The sequence below is a fragment of the Shewanella sp. FeAMO genome (assembly GCF_053653955.1).
Genome location: NZ_CM132201.1, coordinates 2,516,017 through 2,542,411 on the forward strand (window position 1 = coordinate 2,516,017; position 26,395 = coordinate 2,542,411).

Annotated in this window: 26 protein-coding genes and 2 tRNA genes; 12 read left to right on the forward strand and 16 right to left on the reverse strand. The window is 51.1% G+C overall.

Annotated features, from left to right (window positions below):
- Nucleotides 1-31 precede the first annotated feature (31 nt).
- The 3 genes from etrA to ttcA all read left to right on the forward strand — a co-directional run bounded on the left by etrA (nucleotide 32) and on the right by ttcA (nucleotide 2,840).
- The gene (gene etrA / locus ACWAU4_RS11230; protein WP_025010389.1) at nucleotides 32-784 is read left to right on the forward strand and encodes an electron transport transcriptional regulator EtrA; all 753 of its coding nucleotides are present in this window, start codon (nucleotides 32-34) and stop codon (nucleotides 782-784) included.
- Nucleotides 785-873: 89 nt separating this feature from the next.
- The gene (gene uspE, locus ACWAU4_RS11235; RefSeq protein WP_025010390.1) at nucleotides 874-1,800 is read left to right on the forward strand and encodes a universal stress protein UspE; all 927 of its coding nucleotides are present in this window, start codon (nucleotides 874-876) and stop codon (nucleotides 1,798-1,800) included.
- Between the two features lie 77 nt (nucleotides 1,801-1,877).
- Nucleotides 1,878-2,840 (forward strand): tRNA 2-thiocytidine(32) synthetase TtcA, encoded by a 963-nt coding sequence (gene ttcA, locus ACWAU4_RS11240; RefSeq protein WP_045282778.1) that lies wholly within the window; start codon nucleotides 1,878-1,880, stop codon nucleotides 2,838-2,840.
- 90 nt (nucleotides 2,841-2,930) lie between these two features.
- Here the strand turns inward: ttcA and ACWAU4_RS11245 are convergent, their stop codons facing one another.
- From ACWAU4_RS11245 to ACWAU4_RS11255, 3 genes are all read right to left on the reverse strand, one after another.
- Nucleotides 2,931-3,383 (reverse strand): GNAT family N-acetyltransferase, encoded by a 453-nt coding sequence (locus ACWAU4_RS11245; RefSeq protein WP_208126055.1) that lies wholly within the window; start codon nucleotides 3,381-3,383, stop codon nucleotides 2,931-2,933.
- A gap of 168 nt (nucleotides 3,384-3,551) precedes the next feature.
- On the reverse strand, nucleotides 3,552-4,181 hold the full coding sequence (locus tag ACWAU4_RS11250) for a DUF2987 domain-containing protein (RefSeq protein ID WP_025010393.1): 630 nt from the start codon (nucleotides 4,179-4,181) through the stop codon (nucleotides 3,552-3,554).
- Nucleotides 4,159-4,986, reverse strand: a complete 828-nt coding sequence (locus tag ACWAU4_RS11255) for a glucosaminidase domain-containing protein (RefSeq protein ID WP_208126057.1) — start codon at nucleotides 4,984-4,986, stop codon at nucleotides 4,159-4,161. Before ACWAU4_RS11255 ends, ACWAU4_RS11250 begins: the two co-directional genes overlap by 23 nt.
- Before the next feature lie 150 nt (nucleotides 4,987-5,136).
- On the opposite strand from ACWAU4_RS11255, the gene yvcK reads away from it, so the two are divergent.
- Nucleotides 5,137-6,039, forward strand: coding sequence for a uridine diphosphate-N-acetylglucosamine-binding protein YvcK (yvcK, locus tag ACWAU4_RS11260; protein WP_025887406.1), 903 nt, complete (start codon nucleotides 5,137-5,139; stop codon nucleotides 6,037-6,039).
- 90 nt (nucleotides 6,040-6,129) lie between these two features.
- Here yvcK and ACWAU4_RS11265 read toward each other — a convergent pair whose 3' ends face one another.
- From ACWAU4_RS11265 to astE, 9 genes are all read right to left on the reverse strand, one after another.
- Nucleotides 6,130-7,323 (reverse strand): amino acid aminotransferase, encoded by a 1,194-nt coding sequence (locus ACWAU4_RS11265; protein WP_208126059.1) that lies wholly within the window; start codon nucleotides 7,321-7,323, stop codon nucleotides 6,130-6,132.
- A gap of 255 nt (nucleotides 7,324-7,578) precedes the next feature.
- A tRNA-Ser gene (locus ACWAU4_RS11270) sits at nucleotides 7,579-7,666 on the reverse strand.
- A gap of 201 nt (nucleotides 7,667-7,867) precedes the next feature.
- Nucleotides 7,868-7,955: transfer RNA gene (locus ACWAU4_RS11275), tRNA-Ser, on the reverse strand.
- Between the two features lie 164 nt (nucleotides 7,956-8,119).
- Complete coding sequence (locus ACWAU4_RS11280; protein WP_208126060.1) at nucleotides 8,120-10,120, reverse strand: methyl-accepting chemotaxis protein; 2,001 nt, start codon at nucleotides 10,118-10,120, stop codon at nucleotides 8,120-8,122.
- A gap of 155 nt (nucleotides 10,121-10,275) precedes the next feature.
- The gene (gene nadA, locus ACWAU4_RS11285; RefSeq protein ID WP_025010396.1) at nucleotides 10,276-11,343 is read right to left on the reverse strand and encodes a quinolinate synthase NadA; all 1,068 of its coding nucleotides are present in this window, start codon (nucleotides 11,341-11,343) and stop codon (nucleotides 10,276-10,278) included.
- A gap of 167 nt (nucleotides 11,344-11,510) precedes the next feature.
- Complete coding sequence (locus tag ACWAU4_RS11290; RefSeq protein WP_144131003.1) at nucleotides 11,511-13,112, reverse strand: dihydrolipoyllysine-residue acetyltransferase; 1,602 nt, start codon at nucleotides 13,110-13,112, stop codon at nucleotides 11,511-11,513.
- A 10-nt stretch (nucleotides 13,113-13,122) separates the two neighbouring features.
- A complete protein-coding gene (locus tag ACWAU4_RS11295; protein ID WP_025887401.1) occupies nucleotides 13,123-14,100 on the reverse strand; it encodes an alpha-ketoacid dehydrogenase subunit beta in 978 nt (325 codons plus the stop codon).
- Between the two features lie 2 nt (nucleotides 14,101-14,102).
- On the reverse strand, nucleotides 14,103-15,281 hold the full coding sequence (locus ACWAU4_RS11300; protein ID WP_028779909.1) for a thiamine pyrophosphate-dependent dehydrogenase E1 component subunit alpha: 1,179 nt from the start codon (nucleotides 15,279-15,281) through the stop codon (nucleotides 14,103-14,105).
- Between the two features lie 163 nt (nucleotides 15,282-15,444).
- Nucleotides 15,445-16,482: a succinylglutamate desuccinylase gene (astE, locus tag ACWAU4_RS11305; protein WP_144131005.1), complete on the reverse strand. Its 1,038-nt coding sequence runs from the start codon at nucleotides 16,480-16,482 to the stop codon at nucleotides 15,445-15,447.
- Nucleotides 16,483-16,778: 296 nt separating this feature from the next.
- On the opposite strand from astE, the gene msrA reads away from it, so the two are divergent.
- On the forward strand, nucleotides 16,779-17,258 hold the full coding sequence (gene msrA / locus ACWAU4_RS11310; RefSeq protein ID WP_025010399.1) for a peptide-methionine (S)-S-oxide reductase MsrA: 480 nt from the start codon (nucleotides 16,779-16,781) through the stop codon (nucleotides 17,256-17,258).
- A 70-nt stretch (nucleotides 17,259-17,328) separates the two neighbouring features.
- On the opposite strand, the gene pgm is transcribed toward msrA, so the two are convergent.
- The gene (gene pgm / locus ACWAU4_RS11315) at nucleotides 17,329-18,978 is read right to left on the reverse strand and encodes a phosphoglucomutase (alpha-D-glucose-1,6-bisphosphate-dependent) (RefSeq protein ID WP_109247757.1); all 1,650 of its coding nucleotides are present in this window, start codon (nucleotides 18,976-18,978) and stop codon (nucleotides 17,329-17,331) included.
- 37 nt (nucleotides 18,979-19,015) lie between these two features.
- Entirely contained in the window at nucleotides 19,016-19,570 is a 555-nt protein-coding gene (gene seqA / locus ACWAU4_RS11320) for a replication initiation negative regulator SeqA (RefSeq protein ID WP_044734493.1), read from the reverse strand.
- A 41-nt stretch (nucleotides 19,571-19,611) separates the two neighbouring features.
- On the opposite strand from seqA, the gene ACWAU4_RS11325 reads away from it, so the two are divergent.
- The 7 genes from ACWAU4_RS11325 to efp all read left to right on the forward strand — a co-directional run bounded on the left by ACWAU4_RS11325 (nucleotide 19,612) and on the right by efp (nucleotide 23,716).
- The gene (locus tag ACWAU4_RS11325) at nucleotides 19,612-19,806 is read left to right on the forward strand and encodes a hypothetical protein (RefSeq protein WP_129979663.1); all 195 of its coding nucleotides are present in this window, start codon (nucleotides 19,612-19,614) and stop codon (nucleotides 19,804-19,806) included.
- A gap of 63 nt (nucleotides 19,807-19,869) precedes the next feature.
- The gene (locus tag ACWAU4_RS11330) at nucleotides 19,870-20,646 is read left to right on the forward strand and encodes an alpha/beta fold hydrolase (protein ID WP_044734494.1); all 777 of its coding nucleotides are present in this window, start codon (nucleotides 19,870-19,872) and stop codon (nucleotides 20,644-20,646) included.
- A 99-nt stretch (nucleotides 20,647-20,745) separates the two neighbouring features.
- Entirely contained in the window at nucleotides 20,746-20,967 is a 222-nt protein-coding gene (locus tag ACWAU4_RS11335) for a DUF2788 domain-containing protein (RefSeq protein WP_025887393.1), read from the forward strand.
- 14 nt (nucleotides 20,968-20,981) lie between these two features.
- Complete coding sequence (gene ybfE / locus ACWAU4_RS11340; protein ID WP_025010403.1) at nucleotides 20,982-21,251, forward strand: LexA regulated protein; 270 nt, start codon at nucleotides 20,982-20,984, stop codon at nucleotides 21,249-21,251.
- Between the two features lie 54 nt (nucleotides 21,252-21,305).
- Nucleotides 21,306-21,833, forward strand: coding sequence for a flavodoxin FldA (gene fldA / locus ACWAU4_RS11345; RefSeq protein WP_025010404.1), 528 nt, complete (start codon nucleotides 21,306-21,308; stop codon nucleotides 21,831-21,833).
- A gap of 77 nt (nucleotides 21,834-21,910) precedes the next feature.
- Complete coding sequence (gene earP / locus ACWAU4_RS11350; RefSeq protein ID WP_109247756.1) at nucleotides 21,911-23,107, forward strand: elongation factor P maturation arginine rhamnosyltransferase EarP; 1,197 nt, start codon at nucleotides 21,911-21,913, stop codon at nucleotides 23,105-23,107.
- A 45-nt stretch (nucleotides 23,108-23,152) separates the two neighbouring features.
- Nucleotides 23,153-23,716 carry an elongation factor P gene (efp, locus tag ACWAU4_RS11355; protein ID WP_025010405.1) on the forward strand — a complete coding sequence of 188 codons (564 nt, stop codon included), beginning with the start codon at nucleotides 23,153-23,155 and terminating at the stop codon, nucleotides 23,714-23,716.
- Nucleotides 23,717-23,785: 69 nt separating this feature from the next.
- Here efp and ACWAU4_RS11360 read toward each other — a convergent pair whose 3' ends face one another.
- Nucleotides 23,786-24,670 (reverse strand): hypothetical protein, encoded by an 885-nt coding sequence (locus tag ACWAU4_RS11360; protein WP_054744384.1) that lies wholly within the window; start codon nucleotides 24,668-24,670, stop codon nucleotides 23,786-23,788.
- A gap of 246 nt (nucleotides 24,671-24,916) precedes the next feature.
- The gene (locus tag ACWAU4_RS11365) at nucleotides 24,917-26,299 is read right to left on the reverse strand and encodes a Na+/H+ antiporter NhaC family protein (RefSeq protein ID WP_044734497.1); all 1,383 of its coding nucleotides are present in this window, start codon (nucleotides 26,297-26,299) and stop codon (nucleotides 24,917-24,919) included.
- Nucleotides 26,300-26,395: the final 96 nt, after the last annotated feature.

Consider the following 26,395-nt stretch of genomic DNA (forward strand, 5'->3'; position numbering starts at 1 on the left):
ATGGGAAGAGTCGCTTTACTTGAGAAAGACTATGACAATAGACAATAACAAGCATCGTCGCCCTGCTGCCGGGGGCTGTACCATTCATTGTCATGATTGCAGCATGGGGACCTTATGTATTCCCTTTACGCTCAACACCAATGAGTTGGATCAGCTTGACAATATTATTGAGCGCAAGAAACCCATTCAGAAGGGTGAACAGTTGTTCAAGTCCGGAGATCCGCTGAAATCTCTGTATGCTATCCGCTCCGGAACGATTAAAAGCTATACCATCACAGAACAGGGCGATGAGCAGATCACCGGCTTCCACCTGGCTGGTGATGTCATAGGCTTTGACGGTATCCATGCCCAATCACACCAGAGTTTTGCCCAGGCCCTGGAAACCTCTATGGTGTGTGAAATCCCCTTCAATACTTTGGACGAACTCTCCGGCACCATGCCCAAACTCAGGCAGCAGATCATGCGCCTGATGAGTAATGAAATCATGAGTGACCAAGGGATGATCCTGCTGCTCAGCAAAAAGAATGCCGAAGAGCGCCTGGCGGCCTTCATCAGTAACCTAGCGGCCCGATTCGGTAGCCGCGGCTTCTCCCCCAGGGAATTTCGCCTCACCATGACCCGTGGTGATATAGGCAACTATCTCGGTCTCACAGTGGAAACCATAAGTCGTTTGCTGGGACGGTTCCAAAAGGCCGGACTGATTGAAGTAAAAGGAAAATATATCACTATACTGGATCTTGAAGAGCTCGACAGGCTGGCTGGAGCCGCCCGGATAGCAAGATAGCAAGCGATTCAATATATTGATCTCAAGCAATACAAATCACAGCCAATATCGCATGATATAGGTATATCCTGCGGAATAAGGAAAAAGCCATGAGGGATTATCAAAAGCTATTGGTCGTAGTCGACCCTACATCGGAAAAACAGCCTGCCCTTGCCCGCGCGGTGGAACTCGCCACTCGCAGCAAGGCCAAGATCACTGTCTTTCTGTCTATCTTTGATTTCTCCTATGAAATGACCTCTATTCTTTCCAATCAGGAACGTGAGGCCATGCGTCAGGGGGTTATCAATCAACGTAAAGCCTGGATTGCCGATCTGCTCAAGCCGCATCAGCAAGCCGGACTCGAGATGGACAGCGAAGTACTGTGGCATAACCGCCCCTTCGAGAGCATCATCAACTTTGCCATTCAGGGAGAGTACGACCTGATAGTCAAAGGCACCCATGAGCACGACAAACTCAAGGCCGTTATTTTCACCCCCACCGACTGGCACTTGTTGCGTAAGGCTCCAGTGCCTGTGTTGCTGGTAAAACAGCATGACTGGCCGGTGAAAGGCAAAATTCTCTGCGCTGTCAACGTTGCCTCTGAAGATGAGGAGCATCAATCCCTGAACGGCAAGATCATTGAACATGCCCAGGAACTGGCGGCCAAGTTCGATGCCGAGGTGCACCTTGTCAACGGTTATCCCGGAACTCCGGTCAACCTGGCGATTGAACTGCCGGACTTTGATGCCCACACCTACAACGAAACCATTCGTATGCAGCATGAGCAGCGAGTCAATTATCTGGCCAACAGTTACGGGGTCGATACCGCCCACTGCCACGTGAAAGAAGGTTTACCTGAGGATGTTATCCCTGAGCTGGCGGAGCAACTGGACGCCGAGCTGGTCGTTCTCGGCACTGTAGGTCGTACCGGTTTCTCTGCCGCGCTTATCGGCAACACGGCAGAACATGTGATAGATTCGGTCAACTGCGATCTGCTGGCGGTAAAACCCGACGGTTATAAGTCGCCTCTGGCCTGAGTCGCCCCTTTACCCGACCGGCTTTAGCTGGAATAATACGCGCCCTGAACCATAGTGTTACTGGGCGCTTATTTTTTATGTCTGAAGTTATGCAAGAGCTGGATAAGAAACAAATCACTCGTCTCAACAAACTGCAAAAGCGTTTACGCCGTGAAGTCGGCAGTGCTATTGCTGATTACAACATGATTGAAGAAGGCGATCGCGTGATGTGCTGCCTCTCCGGCGGCAAAGACAGCTATGCCATGCTGGACATTTTATTGAACCTGCAGCAGCGTGCACCTGTGCAGTTTGAAATTGTCGCCGTCAATCTGGATCAGAAACAACCCGGCTTCCCGGAAGAAGTGCTGCCGGCCTATCTGGATAGTTTAGGCGTGGCCTACCATATTCTAGAAAAAGACACTTATTCGATAGTCAAAGATAAGATCCCCGAAGGCAAGACCACCTGCTCGCTTTGTTCCAGGCTGCGCCGCGGTACCCTTTATGGGTTTGCCCAGCGAATAGGTGCCACCAAGATAGCGCTGGGCCACCACAGAGACGACATCATAGAAACCCTGTTCCTCAACATGTTCTATGGTGGCAAGATGAAGGCCATGCCACCCAAGTTGTTATCGGATGACGGTGCCAATATGGTGATCCGTCCCCTCGCCTATTGCCGAGAAAAAGACATTGCCGAATACGCCAAACTGAAAGCCTTCCCTATCATTCCTTGTAACCTTTGCGGCTCCCAGGAAAACCTCAAACGCGCCGAGGTCAAAAATATGCTCAAATTGTGGGACAAACAGTTCCCCGGGCGCATCGAAACCATCTTTACTGCGATGCAAAATACCGCGCCGTCCCAGGGTGTTGACCGCACAGTGTTTGACTTTATGGCATTGGAGCGCAATCCGGATGCTCCTGCCAGCGGGGAAGTTGCCGAAGCCGATTTACCCGCCTTTGACTTTATGGATGTCAGCAACAGCGGTCATATCGATCTCGACAGTGCTGCCAAACATGCAGATCAAAGCCAACGTATCGAAGTGGTTGGCATCTATCAGCCTTGATACAACTATTCCGAACAAGCACTTGGTGCTTGTTCGGAAATGCTCTGTTTACTGCCGCTTACTTCATCAAAACTAAAGGCACTATCAAAACTAAAGCCACTTTTGCATAAACAGCAAACGCTTGCCATTGACCTTAGTAGTATCGATTTCAGTAGTATCGAATTCACAATAGCCCAGCTTTTGATAGATATGGCGGCCAACCTGATTAATATCAAATACATCGAGCCAGATACGCGAAGCATTTAACTCATTAAGGCAATACTCTTCCATCAATTGCATCGCCCTTTGACCTAAACCTTGACCCTTATGGGCGACAACAATTCTTCTGAACTCTATCTCCTTCGGCTTATCCTCGACCAAAATCATAAAACCCGCGAGTAACTCATTTTGATAAATCGAAAGATAGTGGACAGTATCCTTCGTCATTTCGGCCAGATGCTTTTCCGCCGGATAAGGCATGATAAAGCCGGCCGTGTTTTGCAACTGTTCCATTACCACGAATTGGCCAATCTCAGTCGCGATTGCCTGCTTTAATTCAATCATCTTACTTCCGATCTCAAAATGCTAACCGCACTATTCTATATGTAGCAGGAGAGGCGATATATCGGTTTCATGTTGAACCTGTGCTTCATACGACATAAAAAAGCCCCGCAATGCGAGGCTCTGCTTTGTTTGACCATAAACCCAGCGGGTTTAGCGGTTACTCGTTTGTCATTTGCCTGGCGCGACCCAAGGGCTGATCACTTTGGGTGTAGCATCAAACTTCAGAGTCTCAAGTAACGCGATTTCCTCATTACTGAGTTCATAGCGCTTATCCAGTGCCTGATGGCGGCCATCGAACCAAGCACCATTTTCACTGCCGCTAAACTCTATGCTCAAACCCGAGATAGGCTTGGCGAAGTACTTCATGGGAAAGCCTTGCATCTGCTTCAGCGCTTCATTCATTTGACTGCTGATGTTTCTCAGCTCGTCGCCGCTGTATTCTTGCTTGGGATTACGCACTCTGAGCTGCATCCCAATGCCACAGCCTTGCCCTTCACCTGCAATCTCAAGATTAATCAAGGCCCTGGCATTCTTGAGTTTTTCATCAAAGGGAATGAATAGCCGTTGGCCGGCATCGAAGGTCAGCGGAAAGCGCTCAGTCTCTGTACTGATACTGCCGGCTTTCACCTGACAGTTCTGGGTTTCAGGCACTGTAAACGCCAGATCTATGAGCTGATAATTCCCCTTATTCATCACTTTCATCCGCGCGTAAAAGTCGGCGTAGTTCAAAGATACCTGGCTCGCCATCAAAGAGGGTGACAGCAACAAGAGTGCACTAAACAGCAGTTTTTTCGACATGGTTATCCACCAAATATTCTTCGTTGTGACGCAGCATATCGAGCAATTCGTCTATATAGGCTTCCTGGCGCTCCGAGTAGTTGACCAAACCATAGACCAGCTTTTCAGCGGTCAGCGGTTCTTGCTGGCTACGGAGATCGGCGCGAATGGAGCGAAACAGAGAATAGGCTGCATTGGAATTAAGATTGCGCATATAGGAAGCCACGGAATCATCGACCGATTTAAATACCGCAACCTCATGGGACATGCCCTCGGTGCGTGACTGCGGCACCAAGCCGCAGCCTTTCTTGAAACACCATTGGCCAAAGAAATTGAGTCCTTCGCGGGCAAAGCGTGAGCTGCCCCAGCCGGTCTCATTGGCCGCCTGGATAAGTACCATAGATTCGGGGATCACATCGACCCGACGCAACAATTTATTGATGCTGTCGCTATCAATAGCGCGCATGGCATATTGATACTTTTCCGCCAAGCGTTGAATACGATACTGCTCGGCATCATTGAGCTGATGCTGGTTTTGCAGATGTTTTTGCACCTGTTCGAGGAATTTACGTTCCTCGGCGATAATCCGGTTTTGTTTTTGCACAGCCGGACGCAGGAAGTCAAAAAACGCCTGTTTCTTGTCGCTGACAACACTGATACTGCTGAAATCGGGGATCAAGCTGACGCCCAATTGGTTCTTTATCAGTGGCGCTGAAGTATGCTCGGCGGTTTTCAAGCTGGGTATCAAATACACTCTCAGTGCCAATACCGACAGGATCACCAAAGCCAGTGCCAGGGTAAATGAGCCAAGTTTTCCGGTTTTCAATCAGTCTTTCCTTTTGCCTGTTGCCCAAAGGTTACGGGGAAAATGTCCGCGCATTATATGTCAGATATCTCTTTTCACAAAATCAGCCGCTGGCAGCTTTCCCCCACTAATGTAGAATGTAAGGGTTTGAAACCGCAGCAAGGATCCGCTATGCAAGCGCAGTTGTTCAGTCAATATCGGCAAGTTGTTGCCATTGGCGGTGGCCATGGTTTGGGAAGAGTCCTGTCGGCCTTGGCGTTTCTGGGTAACCACCTCACCGGCATAGTAGCAACAACAGACAATGGCGGCAGCACTGGCAGGTTAAGAAACAGCAATGACTGTATCGCCTGGGGCGATCTACGTAACTGTCTCAGCCAACTGGCCCATAAACCTTCTGTTGGCTCCTTGTTGTTCGAATACAGATTTGATGGCCAGGACGAGCTCAGCGGCCATAACCTGGGCAATCTTATCCTGACTGCGTTGGATCAGCTCTGCGTCCGGCCGCTTGAGGCTATCAATCTTATCCGTGGCCTACTCAAAATCGAGACCCGTCTGTATCCCATGTCGGAACAACCCACACATCTTCTGGCACTCGATGTCTCCGGCAGTAAGGTGTTTGGTGAACTGGAAGTCGACAGCATGGCAGAGCGGCCCGTGGCAATGAATCTTGAACCTATGGTTCGGGCTACAGAGGAGGCGGTGGCGGCCTTGACGGCTGCCGAACTGATAATTTTAAGCCCGGGAAGCTTTCTCACCAGCTTGATGCCGCCTTTGCTGTTGCCCGAGTTGGCCACCGCCATTAAAAACAGCGCCGCTAAAGTGGTATTTATCGATAATCTGAAGCCCGAGGCTTCAGTGGCAGGGGAACTCAGTCTCAATGCCAAACTGGATTGGTGCCAGCAACTCATAGGCACAGGGCGTATTGATGCTGTGCTGTGTCATGGTCAGCCTGCGCAGGAAGGATTGATTTATCGCTCGCCGCTTGCCGACCCAATCCAGAGTGGTTGTCACGACAGAGACGCCTTGGTCAGCGCGCTGGTGCAAGCTCTGCAGCCGAAGAAACTCATTGCCTGAGCAGCATTTTTAAGACAGGTTTTTGTGGCCGGATAAGTAAAAAGGACAGCCGCAGCTGTCCTTTCTAAGCTTGGGCAAAATCCAACAGGCTTAGAGCACCTTGGCTATCGCCTTGCAGATAACCGGCATATTGGTCTTGGTCATCCCGGCAACACTGATACGGCCGGAGCCAACAATGTAGACGCCGAACTCATCTTTAAGCCTGGCAACTTGTTCCTTGTTGAGGCCCGAGAAGCTGAACATACCGTTTTGACGAGATATGAAGCTGAAGTCGCGATCGACGCCTTCGGCCTTGAGGCTCTCAACGAACAGGGTTCTCATGCTGGCTATGCGATGGCGCATTTCAGTCAGCTCTTGCTGCCACAGGGCATTTAGTTCACCGTCGTTGAGAATAGTGCTGACAATCATGGCACCATGAGCCGGCGGGTTTGAGTAGTTGGCGCGAATGGTACGCTTAACCTGACTGAAAGCCCTGGCAGCTGATTCACTGTCTTTGGCCACCAGAGTCACGGCGCCGATACGCTCATTATAGAGCCCGAAGTTTTTCGAGAAAGAGTTGGCAACCAGCAGCTCCGGCACCAAGGCGGCAACGGCTCTGAGCCCTTGGGCATCTTCTTCAATTCCAGTGCCAAAGCCCTGATAGGCAAAGTCAAACAGGGGAACCAAGCCCTTTTCTGCACACAGTTTGGCAACTTGCTGCCATTGATTGATATTCAGATCGATACCGGTCGGGTTGTGGCAGCAGCCGTGCAGCAGCACAAGATCACCCTCACTCGCCTGTTGCAGATCTGTCATCATGGCATCGAAGTCGAGATCATGGGTTTCTGCCCGATAATAGCTGTACTCTTTGATCTCAAGCCCGGCGGTTTCGAAGATGTTCTTATGATTGGCCCAGGTTGGGTTGCTGATCCAAATGGTTTTGCTGTCTGTGTTGCTCAGGACAAACTCGGCAGCGACCCGCAGTGAGCCGGTACCACCCGGCGCCTGAGCCGTTACTGCCCGGCCATCGGCGATTATGGCGTTGTCTTTACCGAATAGCAGTTGTTGAACCGCCTGGTTATACAGGGCAACCCCTTCAATACCGAGATAGCTCTTGGTCTTTTCCTCTTCGAGCAACTTGGCCTCTGCCAACTTGACCGACTTGAGTACCGGGGTCTGGCCAGCCTCATCCTTATAGATGCCAACACCCAGGTTGACTTTATCCGTGCGGGGATCGGCTTTAAAAGCCTCGGTTAAACCAAGAATGGGATCGGCCGGCGCGGCGGTAATCTGAGAAAAAATCATGACAGCTTTCCTGTAATTGGACATGTAGGGACAAATCGGCTCCATTTATACCATTGTCCTCGCCCGGGTTATAGTATCCTTGGCAGATTCTGAGTCATTTAATTTATTATTTGAAGGATATTCACTCAGAAAGGAAATTTGTCATGGATATGACAACGAAGTGCGCTACGGATGGCTGCAGCCCGTTTGTGATGTCGGTTAGGTTCGGAAATGAAAAACGGGACCCAGTTAATACTGGGTCCCGTTATCAGAATCTGGCGGTGAAGGAGGGATTCGAACCCTCGATACGTTGCCGTATACACACTTTCCAGGCGTGCTCCTTCAGCCACTCGGACACCTCACCGTACGTTGGACATTGCGTCTCAACGGGGCGCTACTATAGAGAACTCCAAAGGCCGGGTCAATGCTTTATCACGCATTATCATCCGTTCGCTTGGTTTTTAGCCTTGAAGGACAGAACAGCCTAAGATAACTCCCCTATCATCCCCTGGGCTTTATAAACGAAAACGGGGTTCAGCCTAAACTGAACCCCGTCGTCTAAATCTGGCGGTGAAGGAGGGATTCGAACCCTCGATACGTTGCCGTATACACACTTTCCAGGCGTGCTCCTTCAGCCACTCGGACACCTCACCGCATCGATACTATTTACTGTGCGTATCAACACATTCAGCAAGAGATATCTCTATCCCCTTGATGGAGCGGTACTTTACGCAAAAGGCGAATGCCGGTCAAGCAAAAATCCGCCATAATATCCGTTTGCGCGTTTGCTGAACAAAGCGGGTGAAAAATGCTGCAATCAATGTTCATTGAGGCGGAATTTACTCACTTCATCGCTCATCTTGTTGGCGTCTTTAATCAACAGCTCATTGAGTTTGCCAAGCTCATTGGCGATATCCTGAGTATTACGGTAAATATCGCTAATCTTCATAGCGTTGCGATTCACCTCTTCTGATACGGCCGATTGCTCATGGGTCGCGGCAGCTATCTGTTCATTCATGCTATCGATAACCTCCACGTGCTCAACTATGCGTCTTAGTTCCTCACCGGCGCGATTGGCCTCATCGACACTGGTACCCGCCTGCGTCTTGCCTTTGGTGATGGCGGCTACCGCCACTTCGGCGCCCTGTTTGAGCCTTACTGTCATATTACGAATATCTTCGGTGGAAGATTGTGCCCGCTGCGCCAGATTGCGCACCTCATCGGCCACCACGGCAAAGCCGCGGCCCATTTCGCCGGCCCGGGCGGCTTCGATGGCGGCATTCAGAGCCAGGAGATTGGTCTGCTCGGCTATGCCACTGATGACCTCCAGTACACTGACAATGCCGTGAATATCTTTATCCAGTTTGGATATTGCATCGGCGGCATAACTAATCTCTTCAGCCAGTTCATTGATGGCCGATGCCGTTCGCCCCACTTCCAGGCTCCCTTCCCTGGCCTCAGTGCTGGCTTGATTGGATGCTTCCGAAGCCCGTACCGCATTGGAGGCAATTTCCTGTACGGTTGAGCTCATTTCTGTCATCGCCGAAGCCACTTGTTCTGTCTCACTGTAGCCAACAGACACATCGGCCTGCATCTGGGTCGAGTGTTGTTCCATCTGTTGCACCACTCCAAGCAGGGTCTTGCTGCTGGAGCGGACGCGCAGTATTACCTGTTCAAAGTCAGTCATCATACTGTTGAAAGACTCGGCCAGCTCGCCAAATTCATCTTTGCCCGTATGGGGCAAACGCACGCTTAAGTCATAGTGAGCCCTGGCTCGGGTTACGCCCTGATGTAACTCCCTCAAGCTGCCGTGCAGATACTTGAGTATGATGCTGGAGACCAGACTGACAATGATCAGACCTATCACCATGATCCCAAGTAGAAGCCAGGTCTGATTGGCTGCGCTTTGCTGTTTACTCAGAGTCTCTGTCAGCAGTTTGTCTGACAGCTGCTGCTCAAACTTATGCAGAAGATCGATACGGGCAGTGGATTGGGCAAACCAGGTTTCGGGAGATTGAGACTTGAGCTCTTCGGCTTTCTGACCAAAGGCCAATTCCCTCAAGCGAGCCACTTCAGCCACTGCGGCTTGGGCTTGCAATACCTGTAAATTCTTGAGTGCGGTTTCATCAGCCAAGGCCACAAACCTTTCCTGATAAGCGTCCTGCTCGGAAACCAGAGTGATAAATTTGCGATAGACACCAGGTTTGAACTCACTTTGGCCGAAGGTTGAACTCAGTACGGCTCGCTCGATACCGGCGCGTTCCTTCATCTGCAAAAAGGCCGAGAATGCTGCAGCTTGCATGGCAATTTGTTGATCGCCGCCCTTCTGTACACTGAGATCGACAATCGACAACAATAATTTATTCAGCTGAGTGTAAAACGCCACTTCTTCAGCAACGCTTATCCCTTGTCTATCAACCTGGCTGCGAATTTCTCTCAAGCGGGCGATGCTGTTCCTTGCCTCGGTTAAATCAGCGGCAAAATCGGCGGGCAGTTGATGATTATTCAAGAAATCATTGAATTGTTGGAGTTGATTATCTGTGAGTTGCCGCTGGCCCGGCAGTTTGTCGGCAAAGCTCTTGCCCTTGGAGCCGAGATAACCGGCGCTCATGCCGCGCTCTTTTTGCAGCTCATGCACCAGCGCCGAGTTAACCACCGCCAGTTCACTGAGATCCAGCACTTCTTCCAGGCCATTGGCGAGCGACAGCCGATCGCTGAACAACAAAATACCAAACAGGGTTGCCGCAATGAAAGGCGGCAGGATAACCAAGAGAAATTTGTGTTTCAGAGGAAGATTTTCAATCCATTGCCATTTCATTGATGCATCCTTTAAGCAGCTAACTTACTAATTTATTGCTATGAAATACAATTTTTAGCATACGTCGGCAAGTATAGTCGATGAAACCGAGTGTAAATGGAAAAAGAGCCTGCATTTGCAGGCTCTTTGACTTGGTTCAAACTCTTGCGGGTTTATCAGGCGTTGCCTTTGACTTGCATGTTGAGGGTCTTGGCAAAATCCAGCATCCGGGTCAGAGGCACCAGAGCCCCTTGACGCAGCTCTTCATCGACAAAGATCTCATGCTGGCTGTTGTCCTGACTTTCCAGCGCACTGGCTATCGCCTTGAGGCCATTCATTGCCATCCAGGGGCAGTGAGCACAGCTGCGGCAAGTGGCGCCTTCACCGCCGGTTGGGGCTTCAATCAGGGTCTTGCCCGGTGCTGCCTGTTGCATCTTGTAGAAGATGCCTCTGTCAGTGGCCACGATAAAGGTATCATTGTCCATGGTCTGGGCGGCTTTGATCAACTGGCTGGTTGAACCTACCGCATCGGCCATTTCCACCACACTCGCCGGAGATTCAGGGTGAACCAGAATCGCGGCGTTCGGGTGCTGCGCCTTTAATTGACGCAAGGCCCTGGCCTTGAATTCATCGTGAACGATACACTCGCCCTGCCACATCAACATCTCGGCACCGGTTTGCTTGGCAATATAACTGCCCAAGTGACGGTCTGGCCCCCAGATGATTTTTTTGCCTTCACTATCCAGGTGTTCAACGATTTCCAGCGCTATGCTGGAAGTCACCACCCAATCGGCCCGGGCTTTGACCGCAGCCGACGTGTTGGCATAGACCACAACAGTGTGATCCGGGTGCGCATCACAGAAGGCACTGAACTGCTCAATAGGACAGCCAACATCCAGAGAACAGGTGGCTTCCAGAGTCGGCATCAGAATGGTTTTTTCCGGGCTAAGGATCTTGGCGGTTTCCCCCATAAACTTAACCCCGGCAACGATGAGCTTCTTGGCAGGATGATCGCGACCAAAACGCGCCATTTCCAACGAGTCGGAAACGCAGCCACCGGTTTCCTCGGCCAGTGCCTGAATTTCAGGATCCGTATAGTAGTGGGCAACCAGCACGGCATTCTGCTCCTTGAGCAGTTGCTTGATCCTGGCTTTGTATTCGCTTTTTTCCTGTTCAGACAAGGGAACCGGTTTTGGCGGGAAAGGATATTGAATGTGTTCTATGCTTGGTGCTACCTGACTCATAACAGACCCAATGCGACTAATACTGTTGGCGATTATACGAAATCTGCCATCAAATCGTAACCACTTTGTGCTTGGGATCAAATAAAGCCATTGCCTTAAGAAGGCAAGAATAGTGATGCTCCCGAAGTACACCTAAAACAAGGCCCCGCATTGCAGGGCCTTTATGATTATCTCATCGCCAGCAGCATTTCCTGCGGCTGCTCGAGATACTGTTTCCACAGATTACAGAAGCGGGCAATAGTGCCGCCATCTATTACTCTGTGGTCACCTGACCAACTGACCTGCATCAGTTTACGGGCTTCGACCTCACCCTTGGCATTGAAACGCGGCAGGGTTTGCACCTTACCCAAGGCCACAATCGCCACTTCAGGTTTATTGATGATAGGTGTCGCCACAGTGCCGCCCAGAGCGCCTATGTTGGAGATAGAGATGCTGCCATCTTTAAGATCGGTCGGTGCGACTCTACCCGAGCGCGCTGCCTGGGTCAGACGGGTAACTTCGGCGGCGACATCCAGAATCGACTTATCCTGCACATCCTTGACGTTGGGCACCAACAAGCCAACCTTGGAGTCAACGGCCATACCTATGTTATGACGGCCAAGATAGGTGAGCTCAGTGCAATCGGCGTTCACTCGGCTGTTGATCACCGGAAACTCGGTCAGCGCCAGCGACATGGCCTTCATAAAGAAAGGCATCATGGTCAGCTTAAGCTCGTCATTGGAGTACTTGGCCTTCATCGCTTCACGAAGGGCGATAAGCTCGGTCAAGTCCAGCTCTTCGCAGTAAGTAAAGTGCGGAATGCTGGAAACTGACTCCGTCATCATCCGCGCCATCACAGCGCGAACGCCCTTGATAGGCTCTACCCTGTCGTTTGCAGTTGCCGCTGTGCCGGTTTGCACTTGGCCCTGTGGCAAAGTTTGGGGTTGTGCCTGAGGAGTCGCCCCCTTGAGGAAACGCTCGATATCCTCTTTGTAGACCCGGCCGTTTTTACCACTGCCAGGCACTTTGGCGATATCGACATCCAGGCTGCGAGCCATACGTCTTACCGCTGGGCTCGCCAGCGCCTTACCTTGGGGCACCATACTGCTGCCAGCAGTTTGCGAACCGCTATGGGCTTGAGTCTGGGCTTGAGAGGCGGCAGAGGTTGAGCCAGATGATGCACTTGCTGCAGCGGTTTGAGCCACAGGTGCACTGGCGGATTCAGCGGCAACTTCAATGGCAAACAGTGGCTGATGCACTTGGGCCAACTGCCCCTTACGGTAGTGCAGCTTGACGATTTTACCGGCCTTCATCGCCGGGATTTGCACCAGTGCCTTGTCTGTCATTACATCGCAGATGGGTTGATCTTCAACCACAGTGTCGCCTTCTGCGACCAGCCACTCCACCAGTTCGCACTCGACTATGCCCTCGCCGATATCCGGCAGCATAAAGTCTTCCACCTGGCTACCGACACTAGCCGCAGCGTTAGTGCTAGGCGATGCAGCGGTATCGGCGCCGGCCACATTGGCTGCTGGCGCTTCACTGTCTACAGCGTCCACTTCCACGGCATACAAAGGCTCATGCACCTTGGCAATTTCACCCTTGGCGTAATAAAGCTTACTGATAACACCGGGGAAAGGCGCAGGAATTTGCACCAGTGCCTTGTCTGTCATCACATCACAAACGGGTTGATCTTCGGCGACGCTATCGCCCTCAGTCACCAACCATTCCACCAGTTCACACTCGACAACACCTTCGCCTATGTCGGGCAAAATAAAATCTTTAATCATCCTGGCTCTCCTAGAAATTCACCGAGGCCTTGATGGCTTCAAAGGTTTTAAGCGCATCCGGCATATATTCTTTTTCGTGGATCAATGGATATGGCGTATCCAGACCACAGACCCGGCTGATGGGCGACTCCAGGTACAGGAAACATTCCTGTTGGATGGTAGCGGCAATTTCACCGGCAAAACCACCGGTCAGCGGCGCTTCGTGGTTGATGAGCAATCTGCCGGTCTTTTTCACCGACTCGGCCACGGTTTCCACATCCCAAGGCGCGAGAGTACGAAGGTCGATGACTTCACAGTCAATACCTTCCTCTTTGGCCATATCGGCTGCTTTCTCTATGATTTCCATCTGCGCGCCCCAGGCAAGCAGAGTAATATCTTTACCTTCACGAACCACTTCGGCTTTACCCAGCTCCAGTTGATAATCGCCTTCCGGCACATCGCCGACAGAGGCGCGGTACAGGCGCTTGGGTTCGAAGAAGACCACTGGGTTCTTATCGCGAATGGAGGCCAGCAGCAAACCCTTGGCTTGGTATGGGTTACGGGGAACCACCACCTTAAGACCGGGTGTTTGGGTAAAGTAGGCTTCCGGTGACTGGGAGTGGTAATGACCGCCGGCAATGCCGCCGCCATAGGGGGTTCTGAAGGTCAGGCCGCCGACATCAAACTCGTTGCCGCTGCGGTATCTGAACTTGGCCGCTTCGTTGACGATTTGATCGAACGCCGGGAAGATGTAGTCGGCAAACTGGATTTCCGCTACCGGCGTCATGCCGTTGGAAGCCAGGCCGTTGGCAAAGCCGGCAATCCCCTGTTCTGTAAGTGGAGTATTGAAACAGCGCTCACGGCCAAACTTTTCCTGCAAACCGGAAGTTGCCCGGAACACACCGCCGAAATGGCCTACGTCTTCACCGAAAACCAGCATTTTTTCGTCGGCTTCCATCGCTATGGTCAGGGCATTATTGATGGCCTGTAACATATTCATCTGTGCCACGCTTATGATCTCCCTGCTGTTTTAGGATAGGCTTTCGGATACTTGGCAACGTGGGCCTTAAGCTCGGTTAATTGCTGCTTGAGCGCCGCTGTCGGCTGATCAAAAACGTCTTCTATGATGGCGTCTATGGCTGGTGCCGGAACCTTTTCGGCCACTTTTACCGCGGCCAGCACTTCCTCGCGATACTTCTCATACAGCTCGGTCTCGTCGCTTTCCTTGAGCCAGCCTTTGTTGATAAGCCACAACTTGAAGCGTTTCACAGGGTCGTGCTGTTGCCACTTGGCTTCTTCCTCTTTGGAGCGATAACCGGATGGGTCGTCGGAAGATGAGTGGGCACCCAGGCGGTAGGTCATGGCTTCAATCAGCACAGGCGCGTTGTTTTCAAGCGCGTAGGCTCTGGCTTGCTGCGTTGCGGCCAGAACCGCCAGCATATCGTTACCGTCGACTCTGATGGTGTGCATGCCATAACCAACGCCGCGGCTGGCTATGCCGTTACCGGCGTACTGCTCTTCCGTAGGGGTTGAGATGGCGTAGCCGTTGTTGCGACAGAAGAAGATGACCGGCGCTTTGTGAACTGCGGCCATATTAAGACCGGCATGGAAATCACCTTCAGAGGCGGCACCTTCACCGAAGTAACAGATAGCGACATTACGCTTGCCCTGCATCTTCAGCGAGTAACCTACGCCGGATGCCTGCGGGATCTGAGTCGCCAGCGGTGAAGAGATGGTTTGATAGTTGAGTTCACGGCTGCCGTAGTGAATAGGCATCTGCCGGCCTTTGCCCAGATCTTTCTCATTGCTGAACATCTGGTTCATAAACTGCTCAGTGGTAAAGCCGCGATAACGCAATGCGGCATGTTCGCGGTACTGGGCAAGGATCACATCCTTGTCATCCAGCGCGGCGGCACTGCCGATAACGGCGGCTTCTTCACCGATACAGGTCATGTAAAAACTGATCCTTCCCTGACGCTGGGCGCCCAACATACGTTCGTCCAGGACACGGGTAAAGACACAGGTATCGAATATCTTGCGTGACAGGGCTTCATCTATGACGGGCAATACTGCCTCTTCATAGGTGGTGCCGTCGGCCTGAAGTATTTTGAGTACAGGGATATGCAGCGAGTCCTTGTTCAAAAAACTCACCCGATGCACCGTCTCATTCATCTTTGTTGCGTTGCTCATAGTGTGCTCTTGTTATCTCTGGGTTTGTCCGGCTCGAAACCGGCCCTACCGATTTTTTCAGTACGCGCCTCGAACATTACGTTAACGTAAACTAGCAAGCAACTCCCGCCTTGGGTGCTTTGCCAACTAGCATGGGATCGGCGCGTATATATTGGTTTACAATTCAGGCCAATGGCACCTCTGTGGCCTGAACCAGGCAGATCACTGTACGTTGGCCAATGGGCACCTTGGCGTTGGGAAACACCACGGCTTCCGAGTCCTGCTCTACTCGAATATCCCGGCCCGCTTCCCGCGCCAGCACATATCCCTTGGGGAAAGCTGTGAAGTTTTCCACATCGCTGGCGAAGGTAAATTCAAAGTCGTCGGCCTGCTTATTGATGACCCTACAGACCTGATAGATATTGACCCGCTCAAGCGCCTGCTCCTCGAGTTCGAGCGATTGCTTGCAGATCAAACGGCTCAGCATCTCCCGGGTGGCGATAAAACGTGTCATATCGTTTTGTCCCATGGGGTAAACCTTGCCAAGTTCAATGGTAAAGGCGTCGGCGCCAAACTGATTTGACGAGAAATAGCTGAAAGTAGTTGTGGGTTCGTGATGCAGCAACACGGTATCGACTCCGGCCGCCTCCAGGAACATCAATTGTTCGCGGCTGTAAGCCTTACCCGGTCGATAGGGATAGATGGCAAACTTTTCATGCTTGGAGCCGCGAATGGCGGTGTGCAGATCGTAATGGATCCTCTGTCTTGCCCCTTGTGGTGCGTCTTCGAAGAAACGTGTGACATAAGTTTCCAATTTCTTGGCGCGGATCCGCTCCGGGTTCACCAGCCCGGGGGGATTTGAATGCTCGCCACTGAACAGCCGGTTGAGGTTTTCATCGACAATACGAGTGCCACGGTTAATTGCCGCCGGGTTACCGAACATGAACAGTACTCGCTGCCCTACCCGTATTTCTTGCTTTAACAGCGACTTGATAATGCCATTACACAGTTCGATAGGTGCAGTTTCATTGCCGTGTACCCCGGATGACAGCACGATATCTTTATCACTCTGGTTGTTCAGAGGTTCAAACAGCAAGACTCCTGTGTCCCAAATCGCTATCCGGGTGTGGTCGCCAAGCGTGCCACTAATACTCTCCAATGAATTGGGGTTATTCAGAGTCAATGACAGGAAGTCAGGATTATCCTTCAGGGCTTGTAACACGAAATACTCCTTCTTATTGCCGATTTGGCTGTTGTTTCCATTAACGCTGTCTCCTGGGAACTTGTTGCAATGCGTTTGCTTGTTGAGACCAGCGCCAGAGAGCAAGGTTTCATAGTACCACAGCTTATTAAATTGGTTATGTGACCAAAGCTATCCAATGCCAGGCTTGCGAACTGGTTTCAGATAGTTCTTATCTAACTAAGGAGCAAAAAAGCCACTCCGACAAATACACCACTTGCGCCGGAAAAACTTATCACGCATAATTTTGGCCATCTGGACATCTAGAGGTAAATTTAATGGCGGTAGCAACATTCGGTGGCGGTTGTTTTTGGGGGGTGGAGTATTTCTTTCGTCAAGTGCCCGGGGTATTAAACGCCACCAGTGGTTATATGGGCGGTGATGATAGAATCAACCGCTATGAAGAGGTAAAACAGGGAAACAGCGGCCATGCCGAAGTGGTTCAGGTGGAGTTCGATGAAGCCCAGGTTTCATTTACCGAGCTGCTGCAAGTTTTCTGGAGCAATCACAACCCCACCAGTCTCAATCGCCAAGGTGGTGATATCGGCACCCAGTATCGGAGCGTGATTTTTTTTCATAGCAAAGAGCAGAAGGAGCAGGCTGAGGCCTCAAAACTGGCGTTGGCTCGTAGTGGTAAGTGGGGTCAGCGGCACATAGTGACGGAAATTGTTCCAGTGAAACAGTTTCATCGTGCGGAAGAATATCATCAGGATTATATCCAGAAGAATAACTTGCCCAGTTGCCATCTTGAATATTGATCCCCGGAAATAAAAAAGCGCAACTGTGTTCACGGCTGCGCTTTTTTACTGAATTGGCAATCTCTTAAGCTCAGTTCGGCTTGCCTTTTAGGGCGCTGGTTATCAGAGCTCTCGCCTGTTCCAGTATCTGCTGCAGATGCTGCTCGCTGACAAAGCTTTCGGCGTAAATTTTATAGAGTGCCTCAGTACCTGAAGGTCTGGCGGCAAACCAGCCGTTGTCGGTTAGCACCTTAATACCGCCAATGGCACCATCATTGCCGGGGGCCTTGGTCAGTACCGCCTTAATCTTGTCTCCGGCCAAAGTCTCTGCCCCCAGGGTATCTGCATTGAGGGTGGCAAAGCGCGCCTTTTGCTTGGCATTGATGGGGCTGTCTATCCGTTTGTAGAAGCAATGACCGTGTATCGCAGCCAGTTCTGCATAACGCTCGGCTGGGTTTTTGCCGGTTACGGCGAGGATTTCAGCGGCCAGCAGCCCGAGAATAAAACCGTCTTTGTCCGTGCACCAGGTTGTGCCGTCACGTCGAAGGAAGGCGGCGCCGGCGCTTTCTTCGCCGCCAAAGGCCAGGCTGGCTTCACTCAAACCACTGACAAACCACTTGAAACCAACCGGCACTTCACAAAGCTTGCGACCGTGTGAGGCAACTATCTTGTCTATCATGCCACTGGAAACCAAGGTCTTGCCAATTTGCAGCGTCTGCGGCCAGTCGGGTCTGTGCTCCAGCAGGTAATCTATCGCCACCGCCAAAAAGTGGTTGGGGTCCATCAAACCTGTCTCTGGGCAGACTATCCCGTGTCTGTCGTAGTCGGGATCATTCCCAAGGCAGATATCGAACTCATCCATGTGCTTAAGCAGGCCTGCCATGGCAAAAGGCGATGAGCAGTCCATGCGGATTTTGCCGTCTTTATCCAGTGGCATAAAGCCGAAGCTGGGATCGACCCGGTCGTTGACCACTGTGATATTCACGCCATAACGGCGGACAATATGTGGCCAGTAATGGATGCCTGAGCCGCCCAGAGGGTCGACACCTATGCGAACGCCGGCATCTTTGATGGCTTGCATATTTACTACAGAGGCGAGATCGGCAACATAGGGCTCTATAAGATCGGTTTCCTTGATGAGTCCGATACTGACGGCTACGCCGTAGTTGAGTTTCCTGACCCCTTCCAGCTGTGCCTTGAGATAGTCATTGGCTCGCTGCTCAATCCAGGCAGTAATCTCACCTTCTGCCGGCCCACCATGGGGCGGATTGTACTTAATTCCGCCATCCTGAGGTGGATTGTGGGACGGGGTAATAATAATGCCATCGCTGAGCTCGGCGGCATTTCGGTTTGCGCTAACTATGGCATGGGAAATGACAGGCGTAGGCGTAAAGCCCTGGCTCTCTTGCACCACCAACTTTACATTGTTGGCCAGCAAGACTTCGATGGCCGAAATATAAGCCGCTTCAGATAAGGCATGGGTGTCCATGCCCAGATAGAGTGAACCCTCAATCCCCTGGGATTGGCGGTAATCTACCACTGCCTGGGTAATGGCCCAGATATGGTTTTGATTGAAGCTGCCGCTGAAGGAACTGCCCCTGTGCCCCGAGGTGCCAAAACACACCCTTTGGGCCGGGTCATCACAGTTGGGGACAATTCGGTAATAATGGCTCATCAGCCGCGGAATATTAACCAGATCCTTCTGCATGGCCCTTTTACCGGCCCGCTCATGAATAGCCAAAATAGTGCTCCTTGATGGCGGATGTTGGAATAAAGATTTATGCCTTAAGTGGCAGTGCCTTATCGGCTATCTCTTTGGCCTTGTCGCCGTCGCAGCCCATCTTTTCCAACACTTCAGACAAAATGGTGTGCTTCTTGGCAGTGTTGTTATTGGTGGTTACCCAAAAACCACTGCTGCCGACTTCTTTGGGGTTGGCCGATTTACTGGCCTTAAGCAAGGCTTCCTTCGAGGTAGCAAAATAGAGGCGATCACGCCCCTGAACCTGCAGTACCTGCTCAAATCCTTGCTGATCCTGGTTATAGAGACATTCGAGGGCAAACAGAAAACGTCCAACAGCCCCCTTTTGGGCTTCGATAGCCGCACTGCTAAACAGGTTGTCAAAGTCCAGGGTTGACTCGGCCTCGGGTAATGTATTGGGACGATAACCCTGCTCCATGCTTGGCTGGCTGAGTTCAACCGGTGCCTTGGGTTCAACGGCTGTCACATCCAAGCCCAGCAGTCGACGAAGAATATCCGATGCGCTTTCGCCTATCCTTTCGGTTTTCCCGGCAATAAAGCGATACAGTTCCTCATCCACCTCAATATATTTCATGGCCCGATTCCTTTAGTTTCAACTTGTTCTATGCAGCCGCCATGACATTGCCATCAAAGCACATCTGGGGCGCGGCTGCGATTTGGCTCAAAGTATGCCATAACTCGCCAGCGGTGGAAGGCTCAATCCATCAAAATGCGAGAATAGAGTTACAAACCTATGACTTGCACAGCCAATTTGTTGAAAAAGCAGTCAAAGCCAGTGTTAAATCCGCATCCATCCTTGTCAAATACTGACCTTTGTCGCAGAATTTGCCCCCTGCTGAAATACTGGCAACAAACTCACTGTGAGGGGGCTGTATGCACTTTGTTTCGACCGGAAGCGGTAGTCCGGTGTTGCTGATCCATGGCTTATTCGGTGATTTGGACAATCTCAAATCACTCGGGGCTCTGCTTGAGCAAAATCATCGGGTAATAAGGATAGACTGCCCCAATCATGGTCAGAGCGAACATTGGCCGCAAATGGACTATCCTGGGCTTGCAAAAGCGCTTGTGTCTCTGCTTGATGAACTGGCTATAGACAAGGTGCATCTGGTGGGCCATTCCATGGGCGGTAAGATTGCTATGGCCACCGCGCTGGCTTATCCGCAGCGGGTACAGTCATTGACCGCCGCCGATATCGCGCCTGTGGCCTACTCGCCGAGACATGAAAAAGTGTTTGCCGGCCTAAGCAGCATGCCTTTGGATATTAAAGACAGACGTCAGGCGCTGGCACATCTTTTGAATCATGAGATCGATGAGGCGACGGCGCAGTTTTTGCTCAAGAGCCTGCGCCGCGGCGAATCCGGCTTTGAGTGGAAGATGAATCTGCCAGGGCTGATTGACAGTTATCCGGCTATCATAGGTTGGCATAATGGCCCTGAGCGCTGCGGTGGCCAACTTAGCTATCAAGGGCCCACCTTGATGATCCGGGGCAGCGAGTCAAACTATGTGACCGCCGCTTACAAAGAAGAGATTGTGGCTCAGTTTCCTAAGGTCAAAGCCAAGACCCTGGAGGGGTGCGGGCATTGGCTACACGCCCAGAAACCGGCGATATTCAACCGTATAGTGTCCGACTTCATTGACAGTAACGATTAATATCCAAGCCCTTGCTGAGGGTAAATGCGGTAGCAGCCCCTGAACCAATATGCTATATTCGCGCCTCTTTTTGGCTAGGGAACACCGGGAGGCTGCAGCGTGTTGAACCAGTATATGCAACAGATAGAAGCCGTTGGACTGGATCTGTTTTTCGCAGCAATTTTCTTTTTTATCGGTATGGCCATCAGGGATGTACTCAATCAGGGTAACGTACCCAAGTTTGGTCGCTTCATTGTTTGGTTGGTACTCTTCCTTGGCTGTGCAGGCTTTGTTGCCAAGGGGATAATTCAAATGACCTGGGAAGGCTCAGGTATAGGTTAAACATCAGATTTCAAATGGCAAAAGAAGCAACAGATAGAACAACCATAGACCTTTTTGCCACTGAAAAGCGCCGCGGACGGCCCAGAAGCAATCCTCTGCCCCGCGAGCAGCAGCTCAAGGTGAATAAACGTAACCAGATCATGCGGGATCGGGCGAAGGGTCTGAAACGAATAGAGTTAAAAGTGTCACAAGATTTATATGACGCCTTGAATGAGAAGGCTTTGGCCAGTAACATCAGCCGCAGCCAGTTAATAGAATTGATCCTTCAGGAGCAGCTAGGTTAGCCCCTGTCAGGAAAGATCGAAGTAAATAGCGAACTAGACATTAAAGGAAAGACAATGGCAACTGTAGGTCTTTTTTTCGGTAGCGATACAGGTAACACCGAAGCTGTAGCCAAGATGATCCAGAAGAAACTGGGCAAGAAGATGGTTGAGGTGAAGGATATCGCCAAGAGCACCAAAGAGCAGATCGCCGAATACGACCTGCTGATCTTCGGGATCCCAACCTGGTACTATGGTGAAGCTCAATGTGACTGGGATGACTTCTTCCCTGAGCTGGAGCAGATTGATTTTACCGATAAGCTGGTGGCCATTTTCGGTTGCGGCGATCAGGAAGACTATGCCGAGTACTTCCTCGATGCCATGGGTATGGTCCGAGATATCGTTGAAGAGCGCGGCGCAATAGTCATTGGCCATTGGCCGACTGACAGCTACAACTTCGAAGCCTCTAAAGGGCTGGTTGACGACAAGCATTTTGTTGGTCTGGGTATAGATGAAGACCGCCAGCCCGAATTGACCGAAGAGCGTGTCGACGCCTGGGTTAAACAGATTTACGAAGAGATGTGTCTGGCCGAGCTGGAAGACTGATATTCGCTCCCCGGTAACTCTCCGGCGGCCTATATGGCCGCCTTTTTATTGGCTATTACTCAGGAAACAGAAACAAGATGCAAGCCGATAATCTGCGTCATTGGGATATCTTCTGTACTGTGGTGGACAACTATGGCGACATAGGCGTTACCTGGCGCCTGGCGCGGCAGCTGGCCGGCGAATATGGCATTAAGGTACGTTTGTGGGTCGATGACCTCAACAGCTTTACGCACATTTTACCCGAGTTAAACCCGGCCCTTGTCAGTCAACACTTTGGTGGTGTTGAAGTCATCCATTGGCTGTCTCCCCTACCCCGAGCCTGGCAACCGGGCGAAGTATTGATAGAAGCCTTTGCTTGCGACTTGCCCTCGGAAGTGCTGACAAGCCTGCCTGAGCTTGCCAAGGCACCGAAATGGATAAATCTGGATTATCTCAGCGCCGAGAGTTGGATAGATGATTGCCACGGTCTCAGTTCGCCGGCGCTCAAAGGGGTCAAGAAGACCTTTTTCTTTCCGGGCTTTACCCCAAAGTCAGGCGGACTCATCTGCGAGCAGTCGCTGTTTAGCGAGCGTGATGCCTGGCAAGCAAAGCCTGAACACGCCATGGCACACTTGGCAAAGATGGGGCTTAGTGATATTGGCACTGATGATTACCTCATTAGCCTGTTCAGCTACGAGACCCAAGCCTTGCCGGCGTTGCTGGAACTTTGGCAGCAAAGTGAGCGGCGGGTACAACTGTTAGTCCCCAAGGGGCGCAGCTTAGGTTGTATCGCGCCTTTGCTTGAGCAATTTAACCAGGATTCAGGACCCAAAGTCGACTGGCAAGATCCTGTCAGTTGGCAAGCAGGCCAGAGTTTCAGTCGCGGCGCACTCAAGGTGCAAGTCCTGCCGATGACAGATCAAGATGGCTATGATCGGCTGTTGTGGAGTTGCGATTTCAACATAGTTCGCGGGGAAGACTCTTTTTTAAGAGCTCAGTGGGCTGGCAAACCTTTTATCTGGCATATCTATCAGCAGGAAGAACAAGCACATCTGGTAAAATTGGATGCTTTTATGGCACGATACTGCGATAATCTGCCTCCCCTTGTCGCCCAAACCTGGCGAACGCTGAATACCGCGTTCAACTGCGACCAGGGAGCCCAAGCCAGCCAAAGCTGGCTGGCACTGAATTCTGCCATGCCGACATTGATGCAACACGCAAAAAAATGGCCGGCTGAAGCAATAAATGAAGCAGATCTGGCAAACAGGCTAGTGCTAATGGCCAAAACCCGCTAAGATTCTGCGCTGAATTGAAAAACCGCTTATATAGGAACATACGTAATGAAGACTGCTCAGGAAGTCCGCGCAGGTAACGTTATCATGGTTGACGGCAACCCTATGGTTGTACTCAAGACCGAGTTCAACAAATCCGGCCGTAACGCTGCTGTGGTAAAGATGAAGCTGAAGAACCTGCTGCAAGGTTCCGGCACTGAAACTGTATTCAAGGCTGACGACAAGCTGGAAGATATTCAGCTCGAGCGCCTGGAGTGCACCTACTCTTACTTTGCTGATCCTATGTATGTCTTTATGGACTCAGACTTCAACCAGTATGACGTTGAAGCCGAAAACATGGGTGATGCCATCAACTACATAGTTGATGGCATGGAAGAGATCTGTCAGGTCACTTTCTACGAAGGCAAAGCCATCTCTGTAGAACTGCCTACCACTATCATTCGCGAAGTAGGTTACACTGAACCTGCCGCCCGTGGTGATACCTCAGGTAAGGTAATGAAGCCTGCTTCTATCGTAGGTACAGATCTGAAGGTGATGGTTGCCGACTTCGTTAAAGAAGGCGACAAGATTGAAATCGATACCCGCACCGGTGAATTCAAGAAGCGCGTTTAATTAAATCGCCCTCCTTTGTAAAAGCCAGCATCGTTGCTGGCTTTTTTGTACCGTAAAAAACACATCTTGTTATTGGTTTGTCAGTCGTAAACGGGTATTGAGCATTAACTTCTCATTCGATAAGGCAGGGTAAGCTGCTTCATAGGGGGAGCCTCCCGGATAATAGTCCCGCAAAGCGAGCGCCTCATCAGACAAAGAGGTAAAGCATATACCGGGTTTCTCAGCTAGCTCCGTAATATAATCAGGACCGATTACATACACAGAGTAGTCGAGTTTGATATCACTCTCATCCTTCCCCGTTAACTCTTCATTTGAACAGTCTTTCAACCTGCCTCTTATTCGGTTCAGCTCGTTCCTTATCTCTGCAGCCTCTATCTCCACTTGGTAGACGAGTGAACTTTCCGACTGGCACTGGAGTGCCATGCGGGATGAGAAGAGTACATTTTCATAAAGGGAAGCCCCTTGAGTCTGGCTATTGGTATCCACAAAGACAATTATCTTAATGTTGTGGTCTTCAATTAAGGGATCGCGTTTAAAAACGATCTCCGCGTTTAAGGAGATGAGCTGACCTGCAGTATCCTGGTTTTGAGTAACATTAAAATGTTCAATCAAAGGGGTTTGACCATAATCTTGCCGCTGTTTGGCGCGAAAAACCTTAAGTGCCGCACTTCGTTTGGCACTGTGTTTTCCATCCATCCGGGTGATCATTAAGATACCGGCAAAAATAAGCAAAATAACCAGTACCAAGCCTGCAATAGCACTTATCACACCTGAGCCTGAAGCATCGGGAAGTATAGTTTTGAAAATTGCAGAGCAGCCCCAGACAATTAGCCAAAGAACGCTGATAAAAGCCATAGCCTGGCGAGGTGATGGGGTAAACCAACGGCTCTTGTTACTGCTTAGAGGTGTTATGAGTAATAACAGTAGTGCAGTAATGGCAAAGAATATATGCATGCAGCTCTGTCCTTAAGTCTTGTGGTACTCACTTACAAACACCATAGAAGGCAAATTCCCTGTATCGTTATTCACAATACTGCCGAGAAGCGTTTGATATGTCGAGCTATTGAACCTTTTGCATCCGCTTTTATTGATGGCTTCTTGCGGCAACCGTTGAAAAAAATCCCCGCGGATAACCTTGGGGATTTTTGTTGGTAGGCTCAGGCTTTGAAACAGCCGTCATTCAACTAATCATGCGACTAATCATGCGACTATGATAAAGCCAATAAAGGTAAGTACTGCTGCTATCAAGGCATAGGGTAACTGGGTCACCGCATGGCTTACCAGGTTACAGCCCGACCCTTGCGCCGCCAGAACGGTGGAGTCCGAGTAGAAGCAAGCCTGGCTACCAAAAGATGAAGCCGACAGCAAGGCACCTATCACCAGCGGTATATCAGCCCCCACAGATTGAGCCAGCGGCATTACAATAGGAATGGTCACCGCAAAAATCCCCCAGCTGGACCCGGTGGCAAAGGCCAGAATTGCCATGGCCACAAACACCACTGCAGGCAAGAGTTTTGGCGTCATAAAGGGACTCAGGGACTCAATCACATATTGAGGCAGCAACAGTTGGTCGCAAACATCCTTAAACACAAAGGCGGCGATAACCGTGCCTATGGCCGGCAGCATGCTCTTGAAGCCATCTATCATCTGATCCATCATCTCGGACAAGGGCATCAAACGCTGCACCGCGTAATATGGCAGGGTAATCACCAGTGTTGCCAACAAGCCTTTCCAGACATCGATATCAAAGTAAACGGTAAAACCAACCAACAGCAAAATTGGCACCAGGAAGTTATGCAGCTTACCTTGCTTGTCGGCCTGCTCAAACTCCTCCTCCATGGCGCGCACGGCATATTCATCTGAAGTCTGAACTTCATCCAGATCTATCTGCTCTTTGGCCGGATTGCCGGCCGCCGCCGCGAGCTGCGCCTTTTTCATTGGTCCTATGGCCGGTACTATGCCAAGGATGACCAGCAGCACCATGGCAACCGCCAACCAGGCGTAAAACATATAAGGGATCGCCTGCATATAAATTTGGATCCCCTCGCCTTCGGCGGCCACACCGTTGTTGACCAGAAGTCCGCCGAAAAACACCGCCCAGGTGGATAGCGGCACCAACACACATACCGGCGCTGCGGTGGAGTCAACCACATAGGCCAGCATCTCTCGGGAAATCTTGAACCTGTCTGTAACCCGTTTCATGGTTTCGCCGACTGTGAGTGCATTCAGGTAATCATCAATAAAGATCACCAGGCCTAGCACAAAGGTCATCAGCAGAGATGAGCGTGGCCCTTTGGCGAGTTTTAGCGCTTTACGGCCAAAGGCCAAGGCGCCACCTGTGCGCACCAACAAGGCTATCAGGGCACCGAAACTGCCACACACCAGGATTAACCAACCTATGGTCTCATCGGCCATCACCTTGAGAGAGATATCGGCAAAGCTGTTCAGCACCTGACTGGGGTCAAGAAGCAATAGCCCGCTGACGGCACCTATGATTAAGGCCAGGATGGGACGACGCAGCCAAATGGCCAGCACCAATACAACTATGGGGGGAACAAGACTTAACGCTGTCGGCTCAGACATGCACTTAGGTCCTCAAAAAGATGGCCTTGCGGCCCTATAAAGTCATGTGGGGTGTTGAAGACACCACCAAAACAACTGCTTTATTTACGGCTTTCC

Coding starts and splice junctions, on each gene's coding strand:
- ACWAU4_RS11280 (WP_208126060.1), bottom strand. CDS start 10,120: ATGAAATGGCAATGGATTGAAAATCTTCCTCTGAAACACAAATTTCTC.
- earP (WP_109247756.1), top strand. CDS start 21,911: ATGCAAGCCGATAATCTGCGTCATTGGGATATCTTCTGTACTGTGGTG.
- etrA (WP_025010389.1), top strand. CDS start 32: ATGACAATAGACAATAACAAGCATCGTCGCCCTGCTGCCGGGGGCTGT.
- yvcK (WP_025887406.1), top strand. CDS start 5,137: ATGCAAGCGCAGTTGTTCAGTCAATATCGGCAAGTTGTTGCCATTGGC.
- ACWAU4_RS11245 (WP_208126055.1), bottom strand. CDS start 3,383: ATGATTGAATTAAAGCAGGCAATCGCGACTGAGATTGGCCAATTCGTG.
- ACWAU4_RS11300 (WP_028779909.1), bottom strand. CDS start 15,281: ATGAGCAACGCAACAAAGATGAATGAGACGGTGCATCGGGTGAGTTTT.
- msrA (WP_025010399.1), top strand. CDS start 16,779: ATGGCGGTAGCAACATTCGGTGGCGGTTGTTTTTGGGGGGTGGAGTAT.
- ACWAU4_RS11265 (WP_208126059.1), bottom strand. CDS start 7,323: ATGATTTTTTCTCAGATTACCGCCGCGCCGGCCGATCCCATTCTTGGT.
- ACWAU4_RS11365 (WP_044734497.1), bottom strand. CDS start 26,299: ATGTCTGAGCCGACAGCGTTAAGTCTTGTTCCCCCCATAGTTGTATTG.
- ACWAU4_RS11290 (WP_144131003.1), bottom strand. CDS start 13,112: ATGATTAAAGATTTTATTTTGCCCGACATAGGCGAAGGTGTTGTCGAG.
- ttcA (WP_045282778.1), top strand. CDS start 1,878: ATGTCTGAAGTTATGCAAGAGCTGGATAAGAAACAAATCACTCGTCTC.
- efp (WP_025010405.1), top strand. CDS start 23,153: ATGAAGACTGCTCAGGAAGTCCGCGCAGGTAACGTTATCATGGTTGAC.
- uspE (WP_025010390.1), top strand. CDS start 874: ATGAGGGATTATCAAAAGCTATTGGTCGTAGTCGACCCTACATCGGAA.
- ACWAU4_RS11325 (WP_129979663.1), top strand. CDS start 19,612: ATGACATTGCCATCAAAGCACATCTGGGGCGCGGCTGCGATTTGGCTC.
- fldA (WP_025010404.1), top strand. CDS start 21,306: ATGGCAACTGTAGGTCTTTTTTTCGGTAGCGATACAGGTAACACCGAA.
- ACWAU4_RS11330 (WP_044734494.1), top strand. CDS start 19,870: ATGCACTTTGTTTCGACCGGAAGCGGTAGTCCGGTGTTGCTGATCCAT.
- nadA (WP_025010396.1), bottom strand. CDS start 11,343: ATGAGTCAGGTAGCACCAAGCATAGAACACATTCAATATCCTTTCCCG.
- seqA (WP_044734493.1), bottom strand. CDS start 19,570: ATGAAATATATTGAGGTGGATGAGGAACTGTATCGCTTTATTGCCGGG.
- ACWAU4_RS11360 (WP_054744384.1), bottom strand. CDS start 24,670: ATGCATATATTCTTTGCCATTACTGCACTACTGTTATTACTCATAACA.
- ACWAU4_RS11250 (WP_025010393.1), bottom strand. CDS start 4,181: ATGTCGAAAAAACTGCTGTTTAGTGCACTCTTGTTGCTGTCACCCTCT.
- ybfE (WP_025010403.1), top strand. CDS start 20,982: ATGGCAAAAGAAGCAACAGATAGAACAACCATAGACCTTTTTGCCACT.